The sequence below is a fragment of the Streptomyces sp. NPDC052299 genome, assembly GCF_040679335.1.
Classification (GTDB): domain Bacteria; phylum Actinomycetota; class Actinomycetes; order Streptomycetales; family Streptomycetaceae; genus Streptomyces.
The window spans coordinates 104,027-124,540 of the sequence record NZ_JBFAUP010000015.1 but is presented as its reverse complement, the minus strand read 5'-3'; the positions used below and the strand labels follow the sequence as shown (position 1 = coordinate 124,540).

The 20,514-nt window shown below is 70.2% G+C and carries 18 protein-coding genes; 14 read left to right on the top strand and 4 right to left on the bottom strand.

What is annotated here, in order from left to right; all coding sequences use genetic code 11:
- The first annotated feature begins 42 nt into the window (after positions 1 to 42).
- The 5 genes from AB0L33_RS24830 (at position 43) to AB0L33_RS24810 (ending at position 6,419) form a co-directional block, all read left to right on the top strand.
- Complete coding sequence (locus AB0L33_RS24830; protein WP_365685031.1) at positions 43 to 1,296, top strand: extracellular solute-binding protein; 1,254 nt, start codon at positions 43 to 45, stop codon at positions 1,294 to 1,296.
- 89 nt (positions 1,297 to 1,385) lie between these two features.
- The gene (locus tag AB0L33_RS24825) at positions 1,386 to 2,363 is read left to right on the top strand and encodes a sugar ABC transporter permease (RefSeq protein WP_365684874.1); all 978 of its coding nucleotides are present in this window, start codon (positions 1,386 to 1,388) and stop codon (positions 2,361 to 2,363) included.
- Positions 2,360 to 3,178, top strand: coding sequence for a carbohydrate ABC transporter permease (locus tag AB0L33_RS24820; protein ID WP_365684872.1), 819 nt, complete (start codon positions 2,360 to 2,362; stop codon positions 3,176 to 3,178). The genes AB0L33_RS24825 and AB0L33_RS24820 overlap by 4 nt, the downstream gene beginning before the upstream one ends.
- 157 nt (positions 3,179 to 3,335) lie before the next feature.
- A complete protein-coding gene (locus AB0L33_RS24815) occupies positions 3,336 to 4,340 on the top strand; it encodes a LacI family DNA-binding transcriptional regulator (RefSeq protein ID WP_365684870.1) in 1,005 nt (334 codons plus the stop codon).
- A gap of 282 nt (positions 4,341 to 4,622) precedes the next feature.
- A complete protein-coding gene (locus tag AB0L33_RS24810; RefSeq protein WP_365684868.1) occupies positions 4,623 to 6,419 on the top strand; it encodes a CBM35 domain-containing protein in 1,797 nt (598 codons plus the stop codon).
- Between the two features lie 130 nt (positions 6,420 to 6,549).
- On the opposite strand, the gene AB0L33_RS24805 is transcribed toward AB0L33_RS24810, so the two are convergent.
- Complete coding sequence (locus tag AB0L33_RS24805; RefSeq protein WP_365684866.1) at positions 6,550 to 7,539, bottom strand: WYL domain-containing protein; 990 nt, start codon at positions 7,537 to 7,539, stop codon at positions 6,550 to 6,552.
- A 100-nt stretch (positions 7,540 to 7,639) separates the two neighbouring features.
- Between AB0L33_RS24805 and AB0L33_RS24800 the strand changes: the two genes are divergently transcribed.
- From AB0L33_RS24800 to AB0L33_RS24785, 4 genes are all read left to right on the top strand, one after another.
- A complete protein-coding gene (locus AB0L33_RS24800; protein ID WP_365684864.1) occupies positions 7,640 to 8,038 on the top strand; it encodes a VOC family protein in 399 nt (132 codons plus the stop codon).
- Positions 8,039 to 8,211: 173 nt separating this feature from the next.
- Positions 8,212 to 8,568, top strand: coding sequence for a zinc ribbon domain-containing protein YjdM (locus AB0L33_RS24795; RefSeq protein ID WP_365684862.1), 357 nt, complete (start codon positions 8,212 to 8,214; stop codon positions 8,566 to 8,568).
- Positions 8,569 to 8,708: 140 nt separating this feature from the next.
- Entirely contained in the window at positions 8,709 to 9,749 is a 1,041-nt protein-coding gene (locus AB0L33_RS24790; protein WP_365684860.1) for an NAD-dependent epimerase/dehydratase family protein, read from the top strand.
- 131 nt (positions 9,750 to 9,880) lie between these two features.
- Positions 9,881 to 10,705 carry a DUF4253 domain-containing protein gene (locus AB0L33_RS24785; protein WP_365684858.1) on the top strand — a complete coding sequence of 275 codons (825 nt, stop codon included), beginning with the start codon at positions 9,881 to 9,883 and terminating at the stop codon, positions 10,703 to 10,705.
- A 296-nt stretch (positions 10,706 to 11,001) separates the two neighbouring features.
- Here AB0L33_RS24785 and AB0L33_RS24780 read toward each other — a convergent pair whose 3' ends face one another.
- Positions 11,002 to 12,090 (bottom strand): saccharopine dehydrogenase NADP-binding domain-containing protein, encoded by a 1,089-nt coding sequence (locus AB0L33_RS24780; protein ID WP_365684856.1) that lies wholly within the window; start codon positions 12,088 to 12,090, stop codon positions 11,002 to 11,004.
- 94 nt (positions 12,091 to 12,184) lie between these two features.
- On the opposite strand from AB0L33_RS24780, the gene AB0L33_RS24775 reads away from it, so the two are divergent.
- The 5 genes from AB0L33_RS24775 (at position 12,185) to AB0L33_RS24755 (ending at position 18,208) form a co-directional block, all read left to right on the top strand.
- Positions 12,185 to 12,751 carry a helix-turn-helix domain-containing protein gene (locus AB0L33_RS24775; protein ID WP_365684854.1) on the top strand — a complete coding sequence of 189 codons (567 nt, stop codon included), beginning with the start codon at positions 12,185 to 12,187 and terminating at the stop codon, positions 12,749 to 12,751.
- Positions 12,752 to 13,415: 664 nt separating this feature from the next.
- Complete coding sequence (locus AB0L33_RS24770) at positions 13,416 to 14,603, top strand: MFS transporter (RefSeq protein WP_365684852.1); 1,188 nt, start codon at positions 13,416 to 13,418, stop codon at positions 14,601 to 14,603.
- 685 nt (positions 14,604 to 15,288) lie between these two features.
- On the top strand, positions 15,289 to 15,531 hold the full coding sequence (locus tag AB0L33_RS24765; RefSeq protein WP_365684851.1) for a hypothetical protein: 243 nt from the start codon (positions 15,289 to 15,291) through the stop codon (positions 15,529 to 15,531).
- A gap of 252 nt (positions 15,532 to 15,783) precedes the next feature.
- A complete protein-coding gene (locus AB0L33_RS24760) occupies positions 15,784 to 17,604 on the top strand; it encodes a serine/threonine-protein kinase (RefSeq protein WP_365684849.1) in 1,821 nt (606 codons plus the stop codon).
- A gap of 142 nt (positions 17,605 to 17,746) precedes the next feature.
- Positions 17,747 to 18,208: a hypothetical protein gene (locus AB0L33_RS24755; protein ID WP_365684847.1), complete on the top strand. Its 462-nt coding sequence runs from the start codon at positions 17,747 to 17,749 to the stop codon at positions 18,206 to 18,208.
- Between the two features lie 376 nt (positions 18,209 to 18,584).
- On the opposite strand, the gene AB0L33_RS24750 is transcribed toward AB0L33_RS24755, so the two are convergent.
- Both AB0L33_RS24750 and AB0L33_RS24745 read right to left on the bottom strand, forming a co-directional pair.
- Positions 18,585 to 19,697, bottom strand: coding sequence for an NUDIX hydrolase (locus AB0L33_RS24750; protein WP_365684845.1), 1,113 nt, complete (start codon positions 19,695 to 19,697; stop codon positions 18,585 to 18,587).
- A 47-nt stretch (positions 19,698 to 19,744) separates the two neighbouring features.
- The gene (locus AB0L33_RS24745; protein WP_365684843.1) at positions 19,745 to 20,506 is read right to left on the bottom strand and encodes a PIG-L family deacetylase; all 762 of its coding nucleotides are present in this window, start codon (positions 20,504 to 20,506) and stop codon (positions 19,745 to 19,747) included.
- Positions 20,507 to 20,514: the final 8 nt, after the last annotated feature.

Genomic DNA, 20,514 nt, shown 5'->3' with positions numbered 1-20,514 from the left:
CGCTCCACTCGTGCACACCCACTCCGCCAACACAGCGAGGTCATCGTGAGCTCTGCGCGCCCCAAACTGATCACCGCCGTAGCCGTCGTCGCGGCACTCGGCACTCTCGCCGCCTGCGGAGGCGGCTCCGGCCCCTCCGGCGCTGATGGCGACGGCAAGCAGACCTACACCTTCTGGGACCCGTACCCGCAGTTCGACGCCTCGTCCCAGTGGGGCAAGCTCGTCCAGCAGTGCGGTACCGAGGCCGGTGTCCAGGTCAAGCGCACCGCGTACGACACCACGGACCTGGGCAACAAGGCTCTGCTCGCCGCGCAGCAGGGCAACGCCCCCGACGTCATGCTGGTGGACAACCCGGTCGTGTCGACGCTGGTGGAAGCGGGGATCCTCAACAAGGTCACCGACGTCGGTCTGAAGACCGACGCGGTGCAGAAGAACATCCTGGGCGCAGGCACCATCGACGGCGACGCCTACGGAACACCGATCGGCGCCAACACCCTCGCTCTCTACTACAACAAGAAGGTCCTGGACGCGGCCGGCGTCGAACCGGCCTCGATCACCGACTGGGACTCGCTGACAGCGGCGCTGAAGAAGGTCAAGGGGAAGGGAAAGAAGGGCATCACCTTCTCCGCCATCAACACAGAGGAGGGCAGCTTCCAGTTCCTGCCCTGGTTCTGGGGTGCCGGCGGCGACCTGACGAAGCTGGACTCCGCCGAGGGCCGGGCGGCGCTCGATCTGTGGAAGCAGTGGGTCGACAGCGGATACGCGCCCAAGAGCGTCCTCCAGAACACACAGACGACCAGCTGGCAGGAGTTCGCCACGGGCGACTACGCGTTCGCGGAGAACGGCACCTGGCAACTCGGCAATGCGGAGAAGGCCGGCTTCGACTACGGCGTGATCCCCATCCCCGGCCGCGACGGTGGTGCGGCGCCCGTGCCCACCGGGGGCGAGTTCGTCACGATCCCCGTGCAGAAGGACACCGCGCGCTACGCCGCCAGCAGCAAGATCACCAACTGCCTGACCAGTGCCGGGAACGTCCTGAAGACGGACACCACGCTGACCTACGTCGCCCCGACCGACTCCGTGCAGAAGCAGCAGGTCGCTCAGAACGAGAAGCTCAAGCCCTGGGTCGAGGCCGTGGCCGCGGCCCGAGGCCGCACCAGTGGCGGACTCGGCACCACGTACCCGACCATCTCCGAGCCGATGTGGACCGCCGTTCAGAGCACTCTGTCCGGCGGCAAGAGCCCCGAGGACGCGCTCGCCGCCGCACAGGACGCGGCGGACAAGGGCACGAACTGACCCCCGACGCCCGTCCGCAGGGCCACGGCGCCGGGGCCCGTTTGCGCCAACAGGACGCCCCGGTCCGGACCCTGCACTCAGGAGACCGCATGACCATCATCCGCACCGACCGTCACGACGGGCGACCCCGAGCCAGGACAGGCGCTTCCGCGCCCGTCGCCACCGGCTCGGTCCAGCAGCGGCGGCAGCGGCGAGCGAGCCGGTTCACCGCGCTGGCGTTCCTCGCGCCTCTGACGATCTACCTCGCCGTGTTCTACGTCTATCCCCTCTACCGCAACCTCGATCTGAGCCTGCGCGACTACACGGTGAGCTCGTTCGTCACCGGTGACGCCCCGTTCTCCGGCCTGGACAACTTCCGTACGGTCCTCGACGATCCGGCCTTCGGTCCCGCGCTGACGCACACCATGGTCTTCACGCTGGCGTCGATCGTGTGCCAGTACACCGCAGGTCTCGCCCTCGCGGTCTTCTTCAACCGCGGGTTCCGGCTCTCCGCCACTCTGAGGGCGCTGTTCCTGATTCCGTGGCTGCTGCCGCTGATCGTTTCCGCGTCGACCTGGTCGTGGATGTTCAACAGCGAGTCGGGCGTGCTCAACTACGGGCTGAGTCTCGTGGGCGCCGGACCGGTCGACTGGCTCAGCTCCCCGGACTGGTCCCTGACCTCGGTCATCATCGCCAACATCTGGATCGGCATCCCCTTCAACCTCGTCATCCTCTACAGCGGTCTCCAGAACATTCCCGCCGAGCTGTACGAGGCCGCCTCGCTCGACGGGGCGAATCCCTGGCAGCAGTTCTGGCGCGTCACCTTCCCGTTGCTGCGTCCGGTCTCGGCGATCACGCTGCTGCTGGGGCTCGTCTACACCCTCAAGGTGTTCGACCTGATCTGGATCATGACCAGAGGCGGCCCCGGCGACTCCTCGTCGACCCTGGCCACCTGGTCGTACAAGCTGGGTTACGGCACCCTGCTGCCGAAGTTCGGGCCGGGCGCAGCCGTCGGCAACATCCTCATCCTGATCGCCCTTGCCTTCGGCCTGCTGTACATACGCGTCCAGAGGAAGCAGGAAGCATGACCCACCACCGCTCCCGCCTGCGCACCGGCATCGGCCTGGTCCTCACGGCCGTGATGCTCTTCCCGGTGTACTGGATGGTGAACGTCTCGCTCACCCCGCAGCAGGACATGCGCAAGTCGCCGCCCGACCTGCTGCCCCTGCACCCCACCTTCGAGGGCTACCAAGCCGTCGTCGACGACCAGCTGCCGTACCTCGGCACCAGCCTGCTCATCGGGACCGGAACCGTCGCGGTCACCCTCGTCCTGGCAGCCCCGGCCGGCTTCGCGCTGGCCAAGCTGCGGGCACCGGGCAGCGGGGCACTCGGGCTCGTCCTGCTGGTCGCGCAGATGATCCCGGGCATCGTGATGGCGATGGGCTTCTACGGCATCTTCCTCGACCTCGGGCTCCTCAACTCGTGGTGGGGTCTGATCATCGCCGACTCGACCATCGCGGTCCCGTTCGGTGTCATGATCTTCGCCGCGTTCATGTCGGGACTGCCCGGCGAACTCATCGCCGCCGCCCGCATCGACGGAGCCGGCACCTGGCGCACCTTCCTGTCCGTCGTCCTGCCCGTCAGCCGCAACGCCGTCGTCACCGTGTCGCTGTTCAGCTTCCTGTGGGCCTGGTCCGACTTCGTCTTCGCCAGCACCCTCGACGGCGGCGGCGAGATGCGCCCGATCACCCTCGGCATCTACCAGTACATCGGCAACAACAACCAGGAGTGGAACGCGATCATGGCCACGGCGGTCGTCGCCTCCCTCCCCGCGGCGGTTCTGCTCGTCCTCGCGCAGCGCTACGTGGCCGCCGGTGTGACCGCGGGAGCGGTCAAGGACTGACACCCCGCTTCCGCCTCGCAGCTCACACGGGCACTGCCCCCATGGTCGGCCGCGGGGTCGCTCAAGGCGGTACGGCGAACGTCCCTCGCCGGACCACCGCGCGGCTCCGCGGTCACCCCACCCGCCGAAGTGCCCGGACGGCTGCCAGAATCAGCCCATGCACTCTGCGCGTTCGACGACGTTGTCCGAGGTGGCACGCCGCGCCGGGGTCTCCCTGACCACGGCATCCAAGGCCATCAACGGGCAGCCCCGGGTGTCCGACGAGGCACGCGCCCGGGTGCTCAAGGCCGCCCGCGAACTGGCGTACACGCCCAACCGGATCGCGCGCAGCCTGATGAGCGGGCGCACCGGCACGGTGGGGCTCGTCGTCGCGGACAGCGACGCGCAGCGCTTCGTGCTGCCCATCCTGCTGGGGGCCGAAGAGGCGCTCAGCGAGATCGACCTGAGCATGATCGTCAGCGATGCGCGGGGCGACCGCGCCCGACTGCGGCGGATCGTCGAACGCTTCGCGGACCGGCAGGTCGACGGGGTGCTCGTCGTCGGCGACAACAACACCTCCACCCCGCGGATCGGCCGGCTGCTGGATCAGCCGGTGGTCTACGTGTACGGGGAGACCGGTGCCGCGGACGTCGTCCACGTCCCGGACGACCTGGGCGGGGCCCGTGAGCTCACGGAACATGTCCTGGCGGGCGGGCGGCGCCGGGTCGCCGTGGTGACCGGGCCGCGGGAGGCGCGGGCGGTCGTGGAGCGCGTCCGGGGTGTCTCGGCGGCGCTGGCGGACGCCGGCCTCGACCTGGCCCACGAGGTGCTGTACGGCCAGTGGTCGCAGCGCTCCGGACGCGGCCTCACCGAGCGGCTGCTGGCGGCCGCCCCCGACGTCGACGCGATCCTGTGCGGCTCCGACCAACTCGCGGTCGGCGTCACCGAGGCGCTTCGGGGCGCGGGACGGCGGGTGCCGCAGGACGTCGCCCTCACGGGCTTCGACAACTGGTCCGTCTTCGCCGTGGAGAGCGATCCGCCGCTGACCACGGTCGACATGAACCTGCACACCTTGGGTGCCGGCGCCGTCCGCGATCTGTTCGACATGATCGACGGCAGGCCGGTGGGCGCCGGTGTCCGGCTGCACAGGTGCAGTGTCGTGGTCAGGGAATCCACCGGGTGACCCAGCGCCCGCGCAGCCCTGGAGCTGAGCGGACACCCTGAGGAAGCGCTTCCTCAGTTTTTGAGCTGTTTCCCAAACTATCCCTGTCGCACGTGTTGACGCGACTCGGTCGGGGGGTGAAGCATCAGCGCAACGCAGCGCTTCCCAGGCCCGGAATTCAGCGTGCCCCTCAGCGGGTGCCCGCCCCGCTCGGCTGCCTCCCCGACACCTCTTCCCCTGGGGTGACACGAGCCTCGGAGAGGAAGCGCTTCCTCAATCGGCCTCACTCACGAAAGGCCCATCATGTTCCGGCAACGTCACCAGGCGCCGTCCGACGCCGAGCAGGAGTTCGGCCGTCCGGCTCTCGGCAGACCCCACCGCCTGCGCCGCGCCATCACCCACGCCACCATCGGACTCGCCGTCATCGCCGCCGGGAGTATGGCGGCGACACCCGCTCAAGCGGCGGGCAACACCCTGACCGTGAACGTGGGCAAGACCGTCCGTCCGGTCACTCACGTCGCCGCGGGCGGCCTGTACGGCGTCGACGAGGGGGAGACCACGCCCTCGCTGAGCCGGCTGTACCCGCTGCGCCCCAACACCTTCACGCAGCCCCCGCCCGGCACCCAGCAGCTCGGCAACGGTGCCACCACTCCCTGCTGCGACGGGCTCAAGGTCGCCGACAAGATCACCAAAGCGGGTGCGCAGCAGTACCTGCGACTCCCCGACATCTTCAGCAGGTTTCCCTACAACTGGGTCAGCTGGTCCGACTGGGAGTCCAAGATCGGCACCATGATCAAGGCGCGGATGGACGCCAAGTCGACCACCAACATTGCCGGTTACGAGATCTGGAACGAGCCCGACTGGACGTGGGAGGGGCAGCTCGACGACACCGAGGGCACGTTCCACGACATGTGGACACGCAGCTACAGGGCCATCCGCGCGGTCGACACCAAGACGCCGATCGTGGGCCCCGGCACCGCCTCGTACAACCACAACTGGATGTACGCCTTCATGCAGCACGCCAAGGCGACGAACACACTTCCCGGGGTGGCGGTGTGGCACCAGCTCGGCACCAACTCCGGCTGGCAGACCGTCAAGGCCAACATCGACGACTTCCGGGCGATCGAGACCTCCCTCGGCCTGCCGCACCGGCCCGTCTCCATCAACGAGTACGGCTCGACCAGCCAGGTCGACCAGCCCAGCGTCGCTGTGCACTACATGGCCGAGTTCGAGCGTGCGGGCGTGCACGACGCCGAGCGCGCCTACTGGTACGAAGCGGGCACGATGAACGGCCTGCTCTACAACAACCAGCCCACCGCGTCCTACTGGGCGTACAAGTGGTACGGCGACCAGTCCGGCAACATCGTCGAGACGGTGCCCCAGTCGTGGCTCGACGGGGTCGGCTCGTACGACGCCGCCCGCAAGCAGGTGAACGTCGTCTTCGGCGGTGACAGCGGCGACAACAAGGTGAAGATCAACGGAGTCGGCGCCCTCGGCTCGCAGGTGAGCGTGAAGCTGTCCCGGACCAACAACACCGGGCGCCACACGAACCAGGCCGCACCGGTCACCGTCTCCACCGCGAACTACACGGTCGCAGCCGACGGCAGCATCACCGTCCCCGTCTCCGGCATGGACGCGGTCATGGCCTACCAGTTGCTCGTCACACCCACCTCCGGCGCGCCCGCCTGGCAGCAGACGTACGAGGCGGAGAACGCCACCGTCGTCAACGCGGGCACCTTCAGCTCCACCTCCGCCTCCAACGGCAGCTATGTCGGCAGGATCGACAACACGGGAGACATGCGCGACCAGAGCTTCGTCGACTTCCTCGTCGAGGTGCCCAGCGCGCGCACGTACACGATGACCATCAAGTACGCCAACGCCACCGGGACCAACGCCACCCAGGGCCTCGCGTACAACGGCGGCGCCTGGTCCACCGTCACCTACCCGCCCACCTCGTCCGGCTGGGGCAAGCCGACCGGGACCGCCACCGTCGATGTGAACCTCCGAGCCGGTTACAACACGATCCGCCTCGCGAAGGGATCGCCCTACTTCGCGGGTGGCGTCGGCTACGCCGAACTGGACAACATCACCCTCCAGTAGACCGGCCGGGGGCCCGGCCCGACGCGGCGCGTCTCTCCGGCGCCACAAGCCCGGAGAGACGCGCCTCGGGCGGGACTCCGACGCCCACTGCGGTCAGTGGTCCGAGAGGCGGGACCGGCTGAACGGCTGGTCAGGCCTGGCGGGCGTACGACGCCAGGCGCTGGGAGAGCGCGTCAACGAGAGCACGCAGTTCGTCGGGGCGCTCGATGACGAACGGCCGGTCGAGTGAGGCGAGCACCCGAGGCAGCCAGTCGAGACTCTGCACCCGCAGTTCGACGCGTAGCCAGCGCTCGGCCTCCGGTTCCCCGCCCGCAGCAGGCTCGCAATCCTCCAGGCCGGCGACGCTGGCAGGAAGGTGTACGCGAATCTGTTCCGGCGTCCCGTGGATCCGCAGGGACACCTCGTGCTGGTACTCGGCCGTGGCGAACCCCGACACCAGGCGCTGCGCCATGTCGAATTCCGCGGGCGCTTCGAAGGAACCGGGCAGGGCCCGCGCGGTTGCGATGCGATCGAGCCGGAAGGTTCGGTCCTCGCCGACCCCGTCGTCCCTCCCCATCACGTACCACCGGCCCGCGTGGGCGCCGATCCCGTACGCGTGCAGCGTGCGTTCGCTGTGCCGTCCCTCGCGGTCGACGTAGTGGACCGAGACCGGCCGTCGGTGGCGAAGCCCATCGGCGACGGTGAGCAGGACCTCGGCATCCGGGCGGTCCGGTTCGCGCGGCTCATCGGTCAGGGCGAGAGCTGACAGAAGTGTGTCGACGCGGTGCGCGATGTGCTTGGGCAACACCCTCCGGATCTTCGCCGAAGCGGTCTCGCTCGCCGTGCGCTCCGTCGTCGTCAGCCCTGCCCGTCGGCCGGCGGCCAGGCCCAGCAACACGGCCAGCGCCTCGTCGTCGCTGAGCATGAGGGGAGGCAAGCGGTACCCGGGAGACAGCCGGTAGCCGCCGTACCGGCCACGCACCGACTCCACGGGCACGTCCAGATCGATCAGCCGGCTCACGTACCGCCGCACGGTGCGCCCCTCGACACCGAGGCGGTCGGCGAGCTCGGCCACGGTCCGGGTGCCGCCCGACTGCAGCAGTTCCAGGAGTGTCAGCACGCGGCCGGTGGGTCCAGGCATCTTCGCAGCTTAACGCGAGTACCGGAATAGAGGTCCGATTCTGTCCCCTATTTTTCCTAGTCTGGGACCTACCGCTTTCGGCCCAGCCAAGGAGCTCCCCATGGACTTCGTCTCGATCCGCATCATCACCAGCGACGTCGCACGCCTCGTCGGTTTCTACGAGCGCGCCACAGGAGGGCAGGCGACGTGGGCCACCGAGGACTTCGCCGAACTCAGGACCGCGGGCGCGACCCTCGCGATCGCCGGCACCCGCACGGTCCCGCTGTTCGCCCCGGACTCTGCCCGGCCGGCCGACAATCACAGCGTGATCACCGAGTTCCTCGTGGACGACGTGGACCAGGTGCACGAGAACCTGGCCGGCTTCGTGACCGACTTCGTCACCGAGCCCACCACGATGCCCTGGGGCAACCGGTCGCTGTTGTTCCGCGACCCCGACGGCAACCTGGTCAATTTCTTCACCCCGGTCACCGCGGAGGCCGTGGCGAAGTTCGCACGCTGACGCCACGTACGGTCGTTCCGGGACTCCAGGCAGCACGTCGGGACGGTCCGGTCGGGTCGCGGGCGGGCGCGCGTGCCCGCGCGGAGCGACACCTGGCAGCGATCCGCACGACTTGGCCGCCCTTTACAGATTGCAGAATTTCGCAATTCAGCAAGTCGCTCTATGCTGCTCCGGTGAGCGAGAACCTTCCCCCCTGCCCCGAGTGCCACAGCGTCTACACGTACGAGATGGGCGCCCTCCTGGTCTGCCCCGAGTGCGGCAACGAGTGGTCGGCCGCCGCCGAATCCGCAGGCGGCGACAACGGCCCCCGTGTCGTCAAGGACGCGGTGGGCAACGTGCTCGCCGACGGCGACACCGTGACCGTGATCAAGTCCCTCAAGGTCAAGGGCCACTCCACCGGCATCAAGACCGGCACCAAAGTCCGGGGCATCCGCCTGATCGAGGACGGTGTCGACGGCCACGACATCGACTGCAAGGTCGACGGCTTCGGCGCCATGCAGCTCAAGTCCAGCGTGGTCAAAAAGGCCTGAGCCCGGGCTTCTGTGGGCTCGCCTGGTTGAGCAACCGCACGGCCGGCCGGCCGAACAGTTGGTGGCCGGCCTGCGACAGCGGCGAGGCCGAGGACAGCAGCCAATTGTCAGCATCGTCGCATGATGAAAGCCTCACGGACATGAAGATCCTTGTTATCGGCGGAACCGTGTTCCTGGGCCGGGCGATCGTCGACGAGGCACTGCGGCGCGGGCACGAGGTCACGGTGTTCAACCGCGGTCAGTCGGGCCCGGCACTCGCCGGAGTGGAGACGGTTCGCGGGGACCGGGAGGACGATGGGGCGCTGGCTGCGCTCGTGGAGGGCAGGAGCTGGGACGGGGTGGTCGACACCTGCGGCTTCGAGCCGCTGACCGTGGCGAAGTCGGTGCGCGCGTTGGCCGGACGGGCCGGCGCCTACGCCTTCGTATCGTCCTTCCACGCATACGCCGACTGGCCCGCCCTGGGCGTCGACGAGTCGATGCCCAGGCACGCCTGCGCCGTCGACGCCTCGCCCGGGGACGTTCCGTACAACGCGCTCAAGGCCGGCTGCGAGCGGGTCGTCGAGGAGGGGTTCCCCGGCGGCGTGCTCATCGTCAACCCCGGCATCATCGTAGGGCCCGGCGAGAACGTGGGCCGCCTGCCGTGGTGGCTGGAGACCATCGCGCGCGGCGGCCGCGTGCTGGCCCCGGGGTCCCCGCACCGCTCGCTCCAGCTGGTCGACGCCCGCGACATCGCCGCCTTCCTCCTCGACCGACTCGCCGACGGCGGCGTGGGCCGCTACCTGACCACCGGGGTGCGGGGGAACACGACCATGGGCGAACTGCTCGCGGCCTGCGTCGAAGCGACCGGCTCCGACGCCGAGCTCGTCTGGGCCGACGAGCAGTTCCTCCAGGACCAGGGCGTATCCCCGTGGACCGAACTCCCGTTGTGGGCACCGGACATCCCCGAATTCGCCGGAACCTGGACCGCCTCCTCGGCCAAGGCCCTCGCCGCCGGGATGCGCTGCCGGCCGATCGCCGAGACCGTCGCCGACACCTGGCAGGCACTCCGGAACGGGGGCTGTCCGGCACCGAAGTACCTCCAGGGAGAGACCCCCGTCGGCCTGGACAAGGACAAGCACGACACCGTCCTCACCGCCTGGGACGCACGCGGTTTGACGCACGCGGTCGACGCACGCGGTTGAGGCCGTGCGGGGCTGTGGGCCCGTCTCCGGCACAGACGGAGCGGGACCACGGGATGGCTCAGAGCCCGTACTGCGATCTCGAGTCCGGTCGCGGCCGAGGTCTGTCAGTGGTGGCCGATACCTTCGCCCGCATGACGATCCGTTCCAAGCCGCTGACGGCGCTGTCGACCGACCCCACTGGAGGAATGCTGGGTCTCAGCCTGCCGCCGGGCTCGCTGGTGTCCGAGACCTACGACGGCCCTTGGAGTGAGCCGCTGCTCTGGGTGGCCGACGGGACCGCAGCACCCGGTGCATGGGCGCAGTACCTGCCAGCCCGGGATGCCGCCGGACTGCAGCCCGTTCTCCTCCAGGACGAGCCGCGCGTCGAAGAGTGGTGGGACGGCGAACTGGATCCCGGCATGATGTCGGACCCCGGCGATCACCGAGCCGAGGAAGTTCTCACGTTGTTCTGGGAAGCGGCGGTAGCGGATACCTCCGAGGGCGAAGAGGACGAGGGCGAGACCATCGCCCCGTTCACCACTGGCTGGCCAGGGCTTGCGTCGCCGGAGGGGACAGTGGCAGATCCGGATACGGTTGCTGCGGACGTTGCCGATGCTCTGACCGAGAACTGGCTCGAAAGCCCTCGGCCGGCGCTCGTCCCAGTGGGCCGGGCCGCGGACATTCCCGCAGCGATCGGCTGGTCAGGTCCGGTCAACTATGAGAATGATGTAGCCCGACTGTGTGCCGTTCTTCGTTCTTGGGAGGACCGCTTCGGCGCCCGGGTGATCGCCTTGTCCTACGCGCGGCTGGACCTGTCCGTGGCCGCCCCGCCGCAGACGCCGGACGAGGCTCTCGCGGTCGCTGCGGAACATTTCGCCTTCTGCCCCGACAACATCTGGCAGGGATACGAGACCATCCGGCTCTATGCGGAGGAGGCGCTGGTGGGGAACACTCACTGGACCTTCTGGTGGGACTGAGCGAGTGCCCGGCGCGGAGTGCTTGGACCAGCCGCTTCACTCACGCCTGGAGCACATGCGCCGGACACGCAACGATTTCGACGGCGTCACTTGCGTTCCGACACACCACACCCCACCGGTCCTGCCCGCAATGTGCTGCCTGGTGACGAGACAGGTGCTTCAACCTCGCCGAAGCGTGGGCAGTCGAGACGTCGGCCGTGACTCGGAGCGTGGGCGAAGGGGCGGTCAGGCGAACACGAGCGCGTTGTCGACGGCGGCCTGCGGGACCGGCTGGGTGGGGCCGTGGCCGGTCGTGTTCAGGTTCGGAGCTCGGCATGGTCCACGAAGTTGGCTCCGGCGGCGATGGCGAGGTCGGGGCCGAGGGCGGCGGCCGGGGTGTGGGCGCCGGGCCGGGCCTTGCCCGCGGCGAGGCCGAGGGCGGTCTGTGCGGCCACGGCGGAGGTGAAGTCCATCGCGTCCCCGGCTCGCAGCCAGCCTTCGCGGACGGTTCCGTCGGGCCAGGTGATGACGGCGTGGCCCCAGGTGTGGGGGCGCGGGCGCGGGGCGGCCTTGGCCTTGATCCCGGACATCCGGCCGATCGCGAAGGTCCGTACGGCGCGGATGCGGAGGACCGCCGACACCAGGGGCAGCATCGCCCGGGCGGCGAACGAGGCGGGGACGAGGCCGGAGGTCGCCGAGGCGGAGAGGGCTCCGCTCACCCGGTGCGCGGCGACGAGTTCACCGGAGGGCACGCCGACCGATGAGACGCGCTCCCCGTCCGGCAGGGTCAGGTGGTGGACCTCCCCGCCGAGGCGGGCCTTGACCAGCCTGCCGCCCTCGTAGCGGCGGCCTCCGCTCGCGAAGCCGTCCACGATGCTGGTGGCGAGGGCGGCACCCAGCACGCCCTCCTCGACGGCTGCGGAGGGGATGGCGTCCACCCGGACGCGGCTGGGTGCGGGGCGGTTCTCGCACATGCGGGCCACGATCGCCTCGGTTCCGGCGACGCCGAATCCCGCACCGGTCACCAGGGTGCTTCCCGCGGCAGCGGCCTCGTCGTGCAGGGCGAACAGGCGGTGGAAGGCGGTCGGGTCGTTGGCCTGGTCCAAGTAGTGCCCGCCCGGCATGCAGGCGCGCGCGAGTACGACGGCGCTCTCGGCGTAGTCGCCGATGGTGTTGACGACCACGGCGGGCCGCTGCCGGGAAATCTCCGCTGCCATGGCGTCCACTCCCGAGGCGACGACGATCTTCGCGTCCGCGTCGAGTCCGAGCCCGTCGGCGGCCTCGCGCAGTCGGCCGGCGTCGCGGCCGACCAGTACCGGGACGGTCCCGGCCGCCACGATCCGTGCCGCGACGGCCCGGCCCACTCGCCCGGTGGCCCCCAGAATCCAGATGTCGTTCCGTGCCATAGCGCTTACGCCTCCGCAGGTGATGTCTCACTGTGTCATCACCAGACTAGCACTGATGTCACAGTGAGACATCCTGAAGAGCTAGGATGCGGACATGGCACGTTGGGACGCTGGAGCACCGGGACGCCTGCGGCAGGCGGCACTCGATCTGTTCGGCGAGCGCGGCTACGACGCCGTGACGGTGACGGAGATCGCGGAACGGGCGGGGCTGACCCGCCGTACCTTCCACCGGTACTTCCCGGACAAGCGGGAAATTCTCTTCGCGGGCTCCGAGAAGCTTCCGCCCACCGTGGCCGAGGCCGTTCTCGCCGCGGACGCCGGGCTCACGCCCCTGCGGGCCGCGCTGTCGGCCCTCCGCGAGGTCGGCACGCAGGCCAGCGCGGTCGTCACCGACTCCGGGCGCCGCCGAGCGATCATCCAGTCCAGTGCGGAGTTGCTGGAGCGCGAGCGCAGCAAGTCGGCCGAGGTCACCGCCGCCCTCCGGGGCGCCCTGGAACGGCGCGGGGCCGGACCGGCCGAGGCGCGCGTGGCCGCACGCGTGGCCTCGATCGTCTCCGAGGAGGCGTTCGGGCGCTGGACCGACGGCGAGGGCCCGTTCCCCGCCTGCTTCGACGCCGCCGAGGCCGCACTCCGAGCGGTGCTGGCCGGGGGCGCGCCCTAGGAGGGTTTCGGGCCGGCTCCGTCGGGCCTCGCTCACCGATGCGCCGGCCGTACCGAGGGTCGGTCCGCGGGCTCCAGCGAAGCGGCCGACGCCTGCTGCCGGGTCACAGGCCTGGCCGTGGCCCGCGACCGCCACCCTCACGCCCGCCGAGGGCCGTCTGCCTCGGATCGTGCCCGTCCTCGGCATCGCCGGCAGCCTCGCCCCGCCCGGTGCCTCGGTGCTCTGGGGCGCGGTCGTGCTCGCCCTCCGCCTCTAGCCGGTGAAGCCTCGGAGGTGGGTTCCCGGGCTCCCCGTGCATTGGATGTCGCCGAAAGTTTCGACTGAGAAGGCATTGAATTTCGGCACAATTTCCTAAAGTCATTGCCGTGGGTGATGTGGCCGGGCAAGATTTTTGACGTGAAGACGTCAACCGATATGCGGCGGGCGGGTGTTCCGACCCCGCCCTACGGCCACCAATCGGACACCGGGGCCCACCGCAGTCTCGTCGAGGCGTGACGGTCCGCGCGATGCTCTGAGCAGTGAGCCGGTTCCGGCTGCGATGGGTGGCCAGTGCGCCGTACGTGACCCCGAAGGCCGGCCGTTCCCGGGGGGAGGGGATGCGCACCTGCGGCATTGAAGGGAGCGAAATCTTACGAAGGGGCCTGTTGCGACCATGGATGTGACCTTGCCGGAGTCAGCGGCGAAGGCGCCCGGAGAGGTCACCCGGGGGCGAGCGGTGGCCGCGGTGACGGCGCTGTCCGTCGCGCTGTTCGCGTTCGCCACGGTGGAGACCCTGCCGGTGGGGCTGCTGCCGCAGATCGCACACGGGCTGGGGGTGTCGCTTCCGTCGGTGGGCCTGCTGGTGACCGGTTACGGGCTGGTGGTGATGGCGACAGCCGTGCCGTTGACCGCGATGACCCGGCGGGTTCCCCGTCGGCGTCTGCTGGCCGTGCTGCTGGGCGTCTTCACCGCGGCCACGCTGCTGTGCGGTGTGACACCCGGGTACGGCATCTTGCTGGGGGCACGCATTCTGATCGCGCTGACCCACGCGGTGATGTGGTCGGTGGTCGCTTCGGCCGCCGCGGGCATGTTTCCCGAGCGAGTGCGGGCGAAGGTGGTGGCCGCCCTGTTCAGTGGGTCCTCGCTGGCGCAGGTGGTGGGCGTGCCGACCGGGACGTGGCTCGGGCAGCAGACGGACTGGCGGGTGCCGTTCCTGGTGATGAGCGCTCTGGGTCTGGTCGCTGGGATCATTGTGGTGGCCGGGTTGCCGTCGGCCTCGGTCGAAGACAACCCGGCCGCCGTCGCCCCGGAGCCCAGCGGCTTCCGTTTCGCCTTGCTGGTGACGGTGACAGCGCTCGTAGTCGCCGGGTTCTTCACCTTCTACACGTACGTCACCGTCTTTCTCACGCGCGTCGCCGGGATGTCCTCGCACTCCGTCGGCGCGGTGCTCGCAGTGGGCGGGGTGGCGGGTCTGATGGGTACGAGCGTGTCCGGGGTGCTGTCGGACCGCAATACGCGCGCCACCATGGCCGGGTCGGTGACGCTGGTGACCGCCGCTCTGGCACTGCTGGTGGCCGCCGGATCCCACCCCACCGCCGCGGTAACGGCTGTCGCCCTGCTCTCGCTGTCCCTGTCCGGCATGATCACCGCTCTCACCAGCCGCGTCCTGCGCATCGCCCCGGGCAACGTGGACGTGGCCTCCGCGGCCAGTTCGGCTGCCTTCCAAGCGGGCATCGCAGGCGGCTCCTTCCTCGGCGGCCGCCTCCTGGCCGCACATGGCCCGCACTGCACGGTCGTCGCCGGTGCGGCTCTCGCCGCCGCCGGCTTCGTTCTGCTCCTCCTCGAGGAGCCCCTCAGCCGTCGCTGCCGGTAGCGGCAACAGCGCCACGGAGACCGCATCCGTCCGGGCGACGACGCCGACCCAACGCGGCCGCGGCCCAGTCCCGTCCGTACCGACGCCGCTCAGCAAGAAGGCCGGTCCGTCGTCGCGGCTCCGCGCGGCCAGGGCCGAACCGAGGCCCAGCAAGCTCAGCCTGCCTGACGCCGGTGGCTGCGTCCCCGTCTGATGACGGCCCAGTCCGCAGAGGTCAGTGTCCGGCATGGCGGCGGAGCCCGTCGCCCGGAAGCGTGGCGAGCACGAAGAGCGCCGGTCTTCCGGGCGCGAGGCGGCTACGAGTTGGGGCGGCGGGGCCCCTGCCGCAACTCGCGACGCCTACTCTGGTCCCAGGACGCGCGCGTGTCCCTGAGCGTCAGGAGGATTCATGACCTCGCCTGCGGCTGAGCAGCCCACTCCACCGTCCTACCCGCCGAAGTCCCCACCCCCGCCGAAGAAGCCCGTGTCGCCTCCCCGGCCGGAAACCCTGACTGCCCCGGTCCCAGAGCCGGGAGGCCCTGGCGGTCCGGCGCGTACGGCGCGGCGAGGGGTGAGTATGCGTAACCGGCGCGGGGCGAACTGGACGCTCGAGTCGGCTCCTTGGGCCGCCGGTGTGGCGCGGCGCAAGGTGAGCGAGCAGCTCACGGAGTGGGGGCACCGACCGAATCCGGAAGCGATCGAATCCGTGACGAGCCTGCTTGTCGGTGCGGCGGTGGCCGACGGTGGACGGCGCGTCAGCGTGCACGTGTCCGACCAGGACCAGCAGGCATGCATCCTTGCCCTCTCCCACTACGCCCCCACCACCGTGGGACACGAACCCGGCGGCGACGACGTCCTCCGCCGGATCACCGCCCACCCCGCCGTGACGGGGTGCGGCACGGACACCGGCGTCGACGGCCGCCGCATCTGGGCCGTCATCAGCCTCTGACATCTGCTCCACCCCACGACGAGTCCCACCACCCCGCACGACAGGATGCCGCTCCTCCGAACGAGGGGACGACGGGCGTGACGCGCGTCGGGGCCGTTGCCGTGCAAGGGGTGTGCGGATGGGTGTGGTTTCCGGACCTCGTAGCGCGTTCCGTGGCACGGTACCGAGCGAGAGGACGCCCGTGAGGAACGGCAAAGGCTATGGGTGGGGCTTCATAACGGTGGTCGAGTCCGCGGCGATTGGGGGTAGGCGATGCGGCCGCACGACGTCATAGAGCAGCGGTACGAACTGCTCGAAGTGCTGGGGCGCGGTGGTTTCGGGGAGGTGTGGCGGGGCTTCGACCAGCGGGTGGGGCGGCCGGTCGCGGTCAAGATCAGCCGTCACCGATCAGTCGAGGAGCAGCAGAGGTTCGTCGCGGAAGCGCGCATCGCGGGAAACCTCTCCCACCCGAACATCGTGGCTTTGCATGACTGCGGTGAGGTCCAGGATGCCGGTGCGACCCTGATGTACCTGGTGATGGAGTTCGTCGAGGGCGAGACGCTCGCCGACGTCCTGCGACACGGGATTCCGCCGCTGAAGTCCGCCCTGCGTTGGGCCCGCGACGTCTGCCGGGGCCTGGCGGCCGCGCACGACGCCAGTGTCGTGCACCGTGACGTCAAGCCGGCGAACGTGATCATCACGGGCTCCGGCGACGACCGGGCCAAGGTGCTCGACTTCGGGATCGCCAAGCAGGAGGACGAAACCGGCGTCACCGCGACGGGCATGGTCATCGGGTCCATGCCGTACATGGCACCGGAGCGGTGGATCAGCGGTGCCCCTGTGGACGGCCGCGCCGACCTCTACGCCTTGGGATGCATCCTCATGGAACTGCTGACCGGACGGCACCCCTTCCCCACGCAGCACCCCCACGAACTGCTCGCCGCGCACGCCGTGACGCAGCCACCATCGCCCAGCTCGCGGCGCCCCGGACTCAGCGGAGCCACCGACCGACTGGTGGCCGACCTGCTGGCCAAGGAACCCGCCCACCGACCTGCCGACGCCCATGAGGTGGTGGCGCGCCTGGACGCCCTGATCCGCGAGGAGGCGGAGAGGGACACCACGAGCCGAGATCCGTGCGAGCCCACCGCAGGCACAGGGCCGAAGGGGCGCGACACGGTCGTCGGCCTAACCCGGGCGGACAACTCCGACGACTTCGTACGAGAGCCTCTGGCGGCGCGATTCCATGACCTGCTGGACGCAGGGAGCGATGCAAGCGGCGCGTTCCTCCCGCGCATCGAGCGCGTGATCGAGGACGCCGAGCAGGGGCTCGGGATCGACGACCCGCTGACTGTCGAGATGTCTTACCAACGAGCGATGTACCTCCTTCAACAGGAAGGCGACGGCGCCGCACTGCAAAATCTCCTTCCCCGTCTGCAACGCATCCTGGGCCGGGACCACCGCCGCACGATCGAAGCCGAGGCCATGGTTGCCGGGTCAGCGGCAGCCCGGGGCGACGGCGACTGCCGACAGCTGATGCCCGCCCTCCAGGAAGTCATCGACCGGGCGACGCGCGTGCTGGGCGCCGACGACCCCATCACGCTGCTCGCACGGCTCGACCTCGCCGAGGCCCTGGACCGCGAGTACGACAGCAGTGGCCACCCGCTGACCGGTCCACGGGAACGCACTCAGCAGCAACGCGCCCGTCGTCGCGACCAACTGGCCCCGCTCCTGCCCGACCTGGAACGCTGCCTGGGCACCGCCCACCCCCGCGTCTGTGAGGTGACACTCCGCCTGGCCCTGGACACGTACGCCCTGGGCGCCTACAGAGAGGCCCTGACCTACTTCGAGCGACTGCTCCCGACCACACCGGCCGCCCTGCATCGAGCCAACACAGGTCTACGGATCCAGCACGCTCGCTGCGTGGCCGAGACCGGGGACCCGGAACGCGCGATCACCCTGCTCGATGCCGTAGTGACTGCCCTGTACAGCCGCGGGGACGCACTCTCGGCGCATTACGACGCGACGGCCCGAAAGCTCCGCCGGGACACGAAGAAGCAGATACGGCAACGGAGACGTGACCGAACGCAGCGCTGATCACCCGGCTGACACCCTGGGAGACATGAGACCAGAAGGAACGACACCGGAACCGGCAACCTCTGCGCGGAGCGGGCTCACATCTCTGGGCGAGGTGGCATGCCGTTACCGGGCGGATGAGATACGCCCGGAGGATCTGCCGATGATCGCTGCTGAGGCGCTCGCGGCCGGACTGGACAGCCCGACCTTGCGCGACCTCGCCGGTTGGCCTCGCAGCGCGGAGGCCCGCGATATCCGCGACGCGTTCGAGCAGGCCCTGACCGAGTCCGGGATCGGGTTGCCGGATCGGGGTTTGGCGCGGCGCCACGCTCTGCGCCGGATGGCGGCCAGGCTGATCGCTGGAGAGATCACTCCCGCGGACCTGGCGACGGACGACTGGTGGGAGACGGAGGTCGAGACCCCGGAGGAGCGAGCATTCGTGGCGCTGATCCCGCAATGCGCTTGCTGCATGGAGTACACCCTGGGGCTCGACCAGCGGGCGTGGGAGGCCCAGCTGCGGAAGGCCGCCTCCGCCCTGACCTCCACCCCGTCGCGGCATTGCGGCACGCCTGTGGCCCGTCACGGTGGGTGCGAAGCTGGACGCCTCCCGTCGTACTGGCTCTGAAGTGCCTCGTTGTACCGCACGCCCGGGCGAAGGGAGACGAAGAGCAGGCGCAGCCGTCGGGCAGGAGCGACTGGGCGTGGTCGAGCCGGTCGAGTACGCAGCGGCGCAGGTAGGCGTACGAGCTGGTGGTGTCGGCTCGGCGGTCGTCGACCAGCAGGGTTCCCCGTACGTCGACGAGCGGCGCGCCGCAGTCGGTGACGGGGATGGCCGTCACGCGCGGGTCGGACATCAGGACGATGGCGTCGCGCGCCAGGGTGGCGGTCCTCCCGGGCGCGGCGGTCTTGCGGTAGGAGCGGTCGCGAGCGGGCACGGCCGGCGTGCCGGCCGCGGGTGAGGTGTTGCTCATGCGAGTCCTCGTTTCGTGGCGGGGCGGGGGTCACAGGGTGGTGAGGTCGGTGGCTTCGGGCAGTTCGGTGAGGGGCTGCCGCGAGGCGCGGGGGACCCCGAGCCGCGCTCGGGCGTGGTGGACGGCGGTGAGCTGGTCGGCGCCGCCGGAGCCCCAGTTGAACAGTTCGATGACCTGCTCGGGGGTGGCCAGCGCCCGGACGTAGGTCTGGCCCGTGGCGGGGTCGGGCCGGGAGGGACCGAGGTGAGTGAGGGCGGCTGCCATGCGGACGCGGATGCACGGCCCCGCGTTGTGCTCCCGGTCCGGCAGGTGGCCGAGGAGCGTCGGTGGACTGACGTGGGCGGAAGCCTCTTCAAGGGCCTCCCGGATGAGGGTTGCTGCGGGGTCCTGGTCGTCTTCGGGCTCGGGTGTGCCGCCGGGGAGGCAGGCGGCGCCGTTCGCAGGATCGAGGAGTACCAGGACGCGGCCGTCGGGGGCGAAGAGCCACCCCCAGCTCTGGCGGACGGGGAGCCCGGCCGGGGCGGGCGCTTCGCGCCAGGGCCAGTGGTGGACGGCTCTTTGCTGGGTGAAGGCGTTCACGCGGTCGAGCAGGGTGGGGGAGAGGGGGAGGCCGTCTTCGAGGATCGTGGGGCCGGCGCCGTTGACGCGGGCGCGCAGGGCGGAGAGCGCGCGGCGGGAATCATCCGGGGACATGAGCGCGGGGAGTTCGGCAGGTTCGACGAAGTCGACGCCCTCGATCTCGCCCGGCGCCGGGCGGATGGACGCGATCCGGTCCTCGTCCCAGACGCCGCCGTCGAAGACGTGCAGCAGTTCACCGGGGAACCGTACGGCGGGAGAAGTCGTGCGGCCTGCCGGGGACACCCAGTCGACGGCCAGCCCACGCGTGAGGGGCACCGCGACGCCCAGCTCCTCCTGCAGCTCACGGACGGCACCCTGCACGGGGGACTCGCCGGGGTCCAGTGCGCCGCCGGGCAGTAGACGGGTGGACCGGTAGCCGACGCGCTGGACCAGAATCCGACCGTGCTGGTCGGTGATCAGGACCGAGGTGCCGGCCCACAGCGCGTGGGAGGCGCGCAGCGCGCCGTAAGCCTCGTCGGTCATCCTCACGCTGGGACGTTCGTCGGGTGCGGAAGTCGTGGTCATCTCCACGCCTTTCTCTTCGACCGGTGGGGCATGTTCGTGGTGGCGTATCAGGCGGTCAGCTGGGTCGGGTCGCCCGGCACGGGGCCGGCGCCGAGACGGGTGAAGTACTCGGTCCGGATGATGCGGTGCCGGTCTGCTTCGGGGAGCCGGGCGAGGATGCCGGGCAGCGGACGCTCACGCGCGACCTCCCCGGCGTGCGAGCTGATGGCGCGCCACTTCACCTCGGTGAAGGGGGTGACGTCAACAGTGGTGGTGACGTAGGAGTCGGGCACCGCGAGGATGCTCTTGCCGACGCCTTCGAGCAGCGCACGGAGCGGCCCGACGCCGGAGACGGGGTGTGTGGCGGCGTACAGCGCGGAGGGCTGCCACGGCGGGCCCGCATCGGGGTGCAGGTGGGCGAGACCGGCGGCTTCGACGGCGAGCAGGGTGATCCGGTGGGTGCGTACGTGGTCGGGGTGGCCGGTCAGCTGCCCGACCGCGTCGTGGGTGACGACGATGTCCGGCCGGAAGTCGCGGATGTGAGCGACGAGCCGGCCGACTGCTTCGTCGAGCGGAGCGCCGACGAGCCGGGGCCTGCCGGGCGCGGCTTCGGGGTTGCGGGCGTCGTTGTAGCCGAGCATGCGCGGGGTGCCGGCGCCGAGGACGGCGAGGGCGTTCGCGAGTTCCGGGGCGCGTCGGCTGTCGGGCGCCCAGGTGGCGGTGACGACTGCCGTGCGGGCCCCGGCTGCGTGGTGCTGGGCGAGCACGCCGCCGGCGAGGAGGGACTCGTCGTCCGGGTGCGCGAAGACGGCCAGGAGGCTGGGATGCACGGGATTCC

What these genes read in the sequence shown, in the direction of transcription:
- AB0L33_RS24805 (WP_365684866.1), bottom strand. Translation starts at nt 7,539, where the DNA reads ATGCCTGGACCCACCGGCCGCGTGCTGACACTCCTGGAACTGCTGCAG.
- AB0L33_RS24755 (WP_365684847.1), top strand. Translation starts at nt 17,747, where the DNA reads ATGATCGCTGCTGAGGCGCTCGCGGCCGGACTGGACAGCCCGACCTTG.
- AB0L33_RS24810 (WP_365684868.1), top strand. Translation starts at nt 4,623, where the DNA reads ATGTTCCGGCAACGTCACCAGGCGCCGTCCGACGCCGAGCAGGAGTTC.
- AB0L33_RS24800 (WP_365684864.1), top strand. Translation starts at nt 7,640, where the DNA reads ATGGACTTCGTCTCGATCCGCATCATCACCAGCGACGTCGCACGCCTC.
- AB0L33_RS24790 (WP_365684860.1), top strand. Translation starts at nt 8,709, where the DNA reads ATGAAGATCCTTGTTATCGGCGGAACCGTGTTCCTGGGCCGGGCGATC.
- AB0L33_RS24820 (WP_365684872.1), top strand. Translation starts at nt 2,360, where the DNA reads ATGACCCACCACCGCTCCCGCCTGCGCACCGGCATCGGCCTGGTCCTC.
- AB0L33_RS24750 (WP_365684845.1), bottom strand. Translation starts at nt 19,697, where the DNA reads ATGACCACGACTTCCGCACCCGACGAACGTCCCAGCGTGAGGATGACC.
- AB0L33_RS24825 (WP_365684874.1), top strand. Translation starts at nt 1,386, where the DNA reads ATGACCATCATCCGCACCGACCGTCACGACGGGCGACCCCGAGCCAGG.
- AB0L33_RS24815 (WP_365684870.1), top strand. Translation starts at nt 3,336, where the DNA reads ATGCACTCTGCGCGTTCGACGACGTTGTCCGAGGTGGCACGCCGCGCC.
- AB0L33_RS24785 (WP_365684858.1), top strand. Translation starts at nt 9,881, where the DNA reads ATGACGATCCGTTCCAAGCCGCTGACGGCGCTGTCGACCGACCCCACT.
- AB0L33_RS24775 (WP_365684854.1), top strand. Translation starts at nt 12,185, where the DNA reads ATGGCACGTTGGGACGCTGGAGCACCGGGACGCCTGCGGCAGGCGGCA.
- AB0L33_RS24780 (WP_365684856.1), bottom strand. Translation starts at nt 12,090, where the DNA reads ATGGCACGGAACGACATCTGGATTCTGGGGGCCACCGGGCGAGTGGGC.
- AB0L33_RS24760 (WP_365684849.1), top strand. Translation starts at nt 15,784, where the DNA reads ATGCGGCCGCACGACGTCATAGAGCAGCGGTACGAACTGCTCGAAGTG.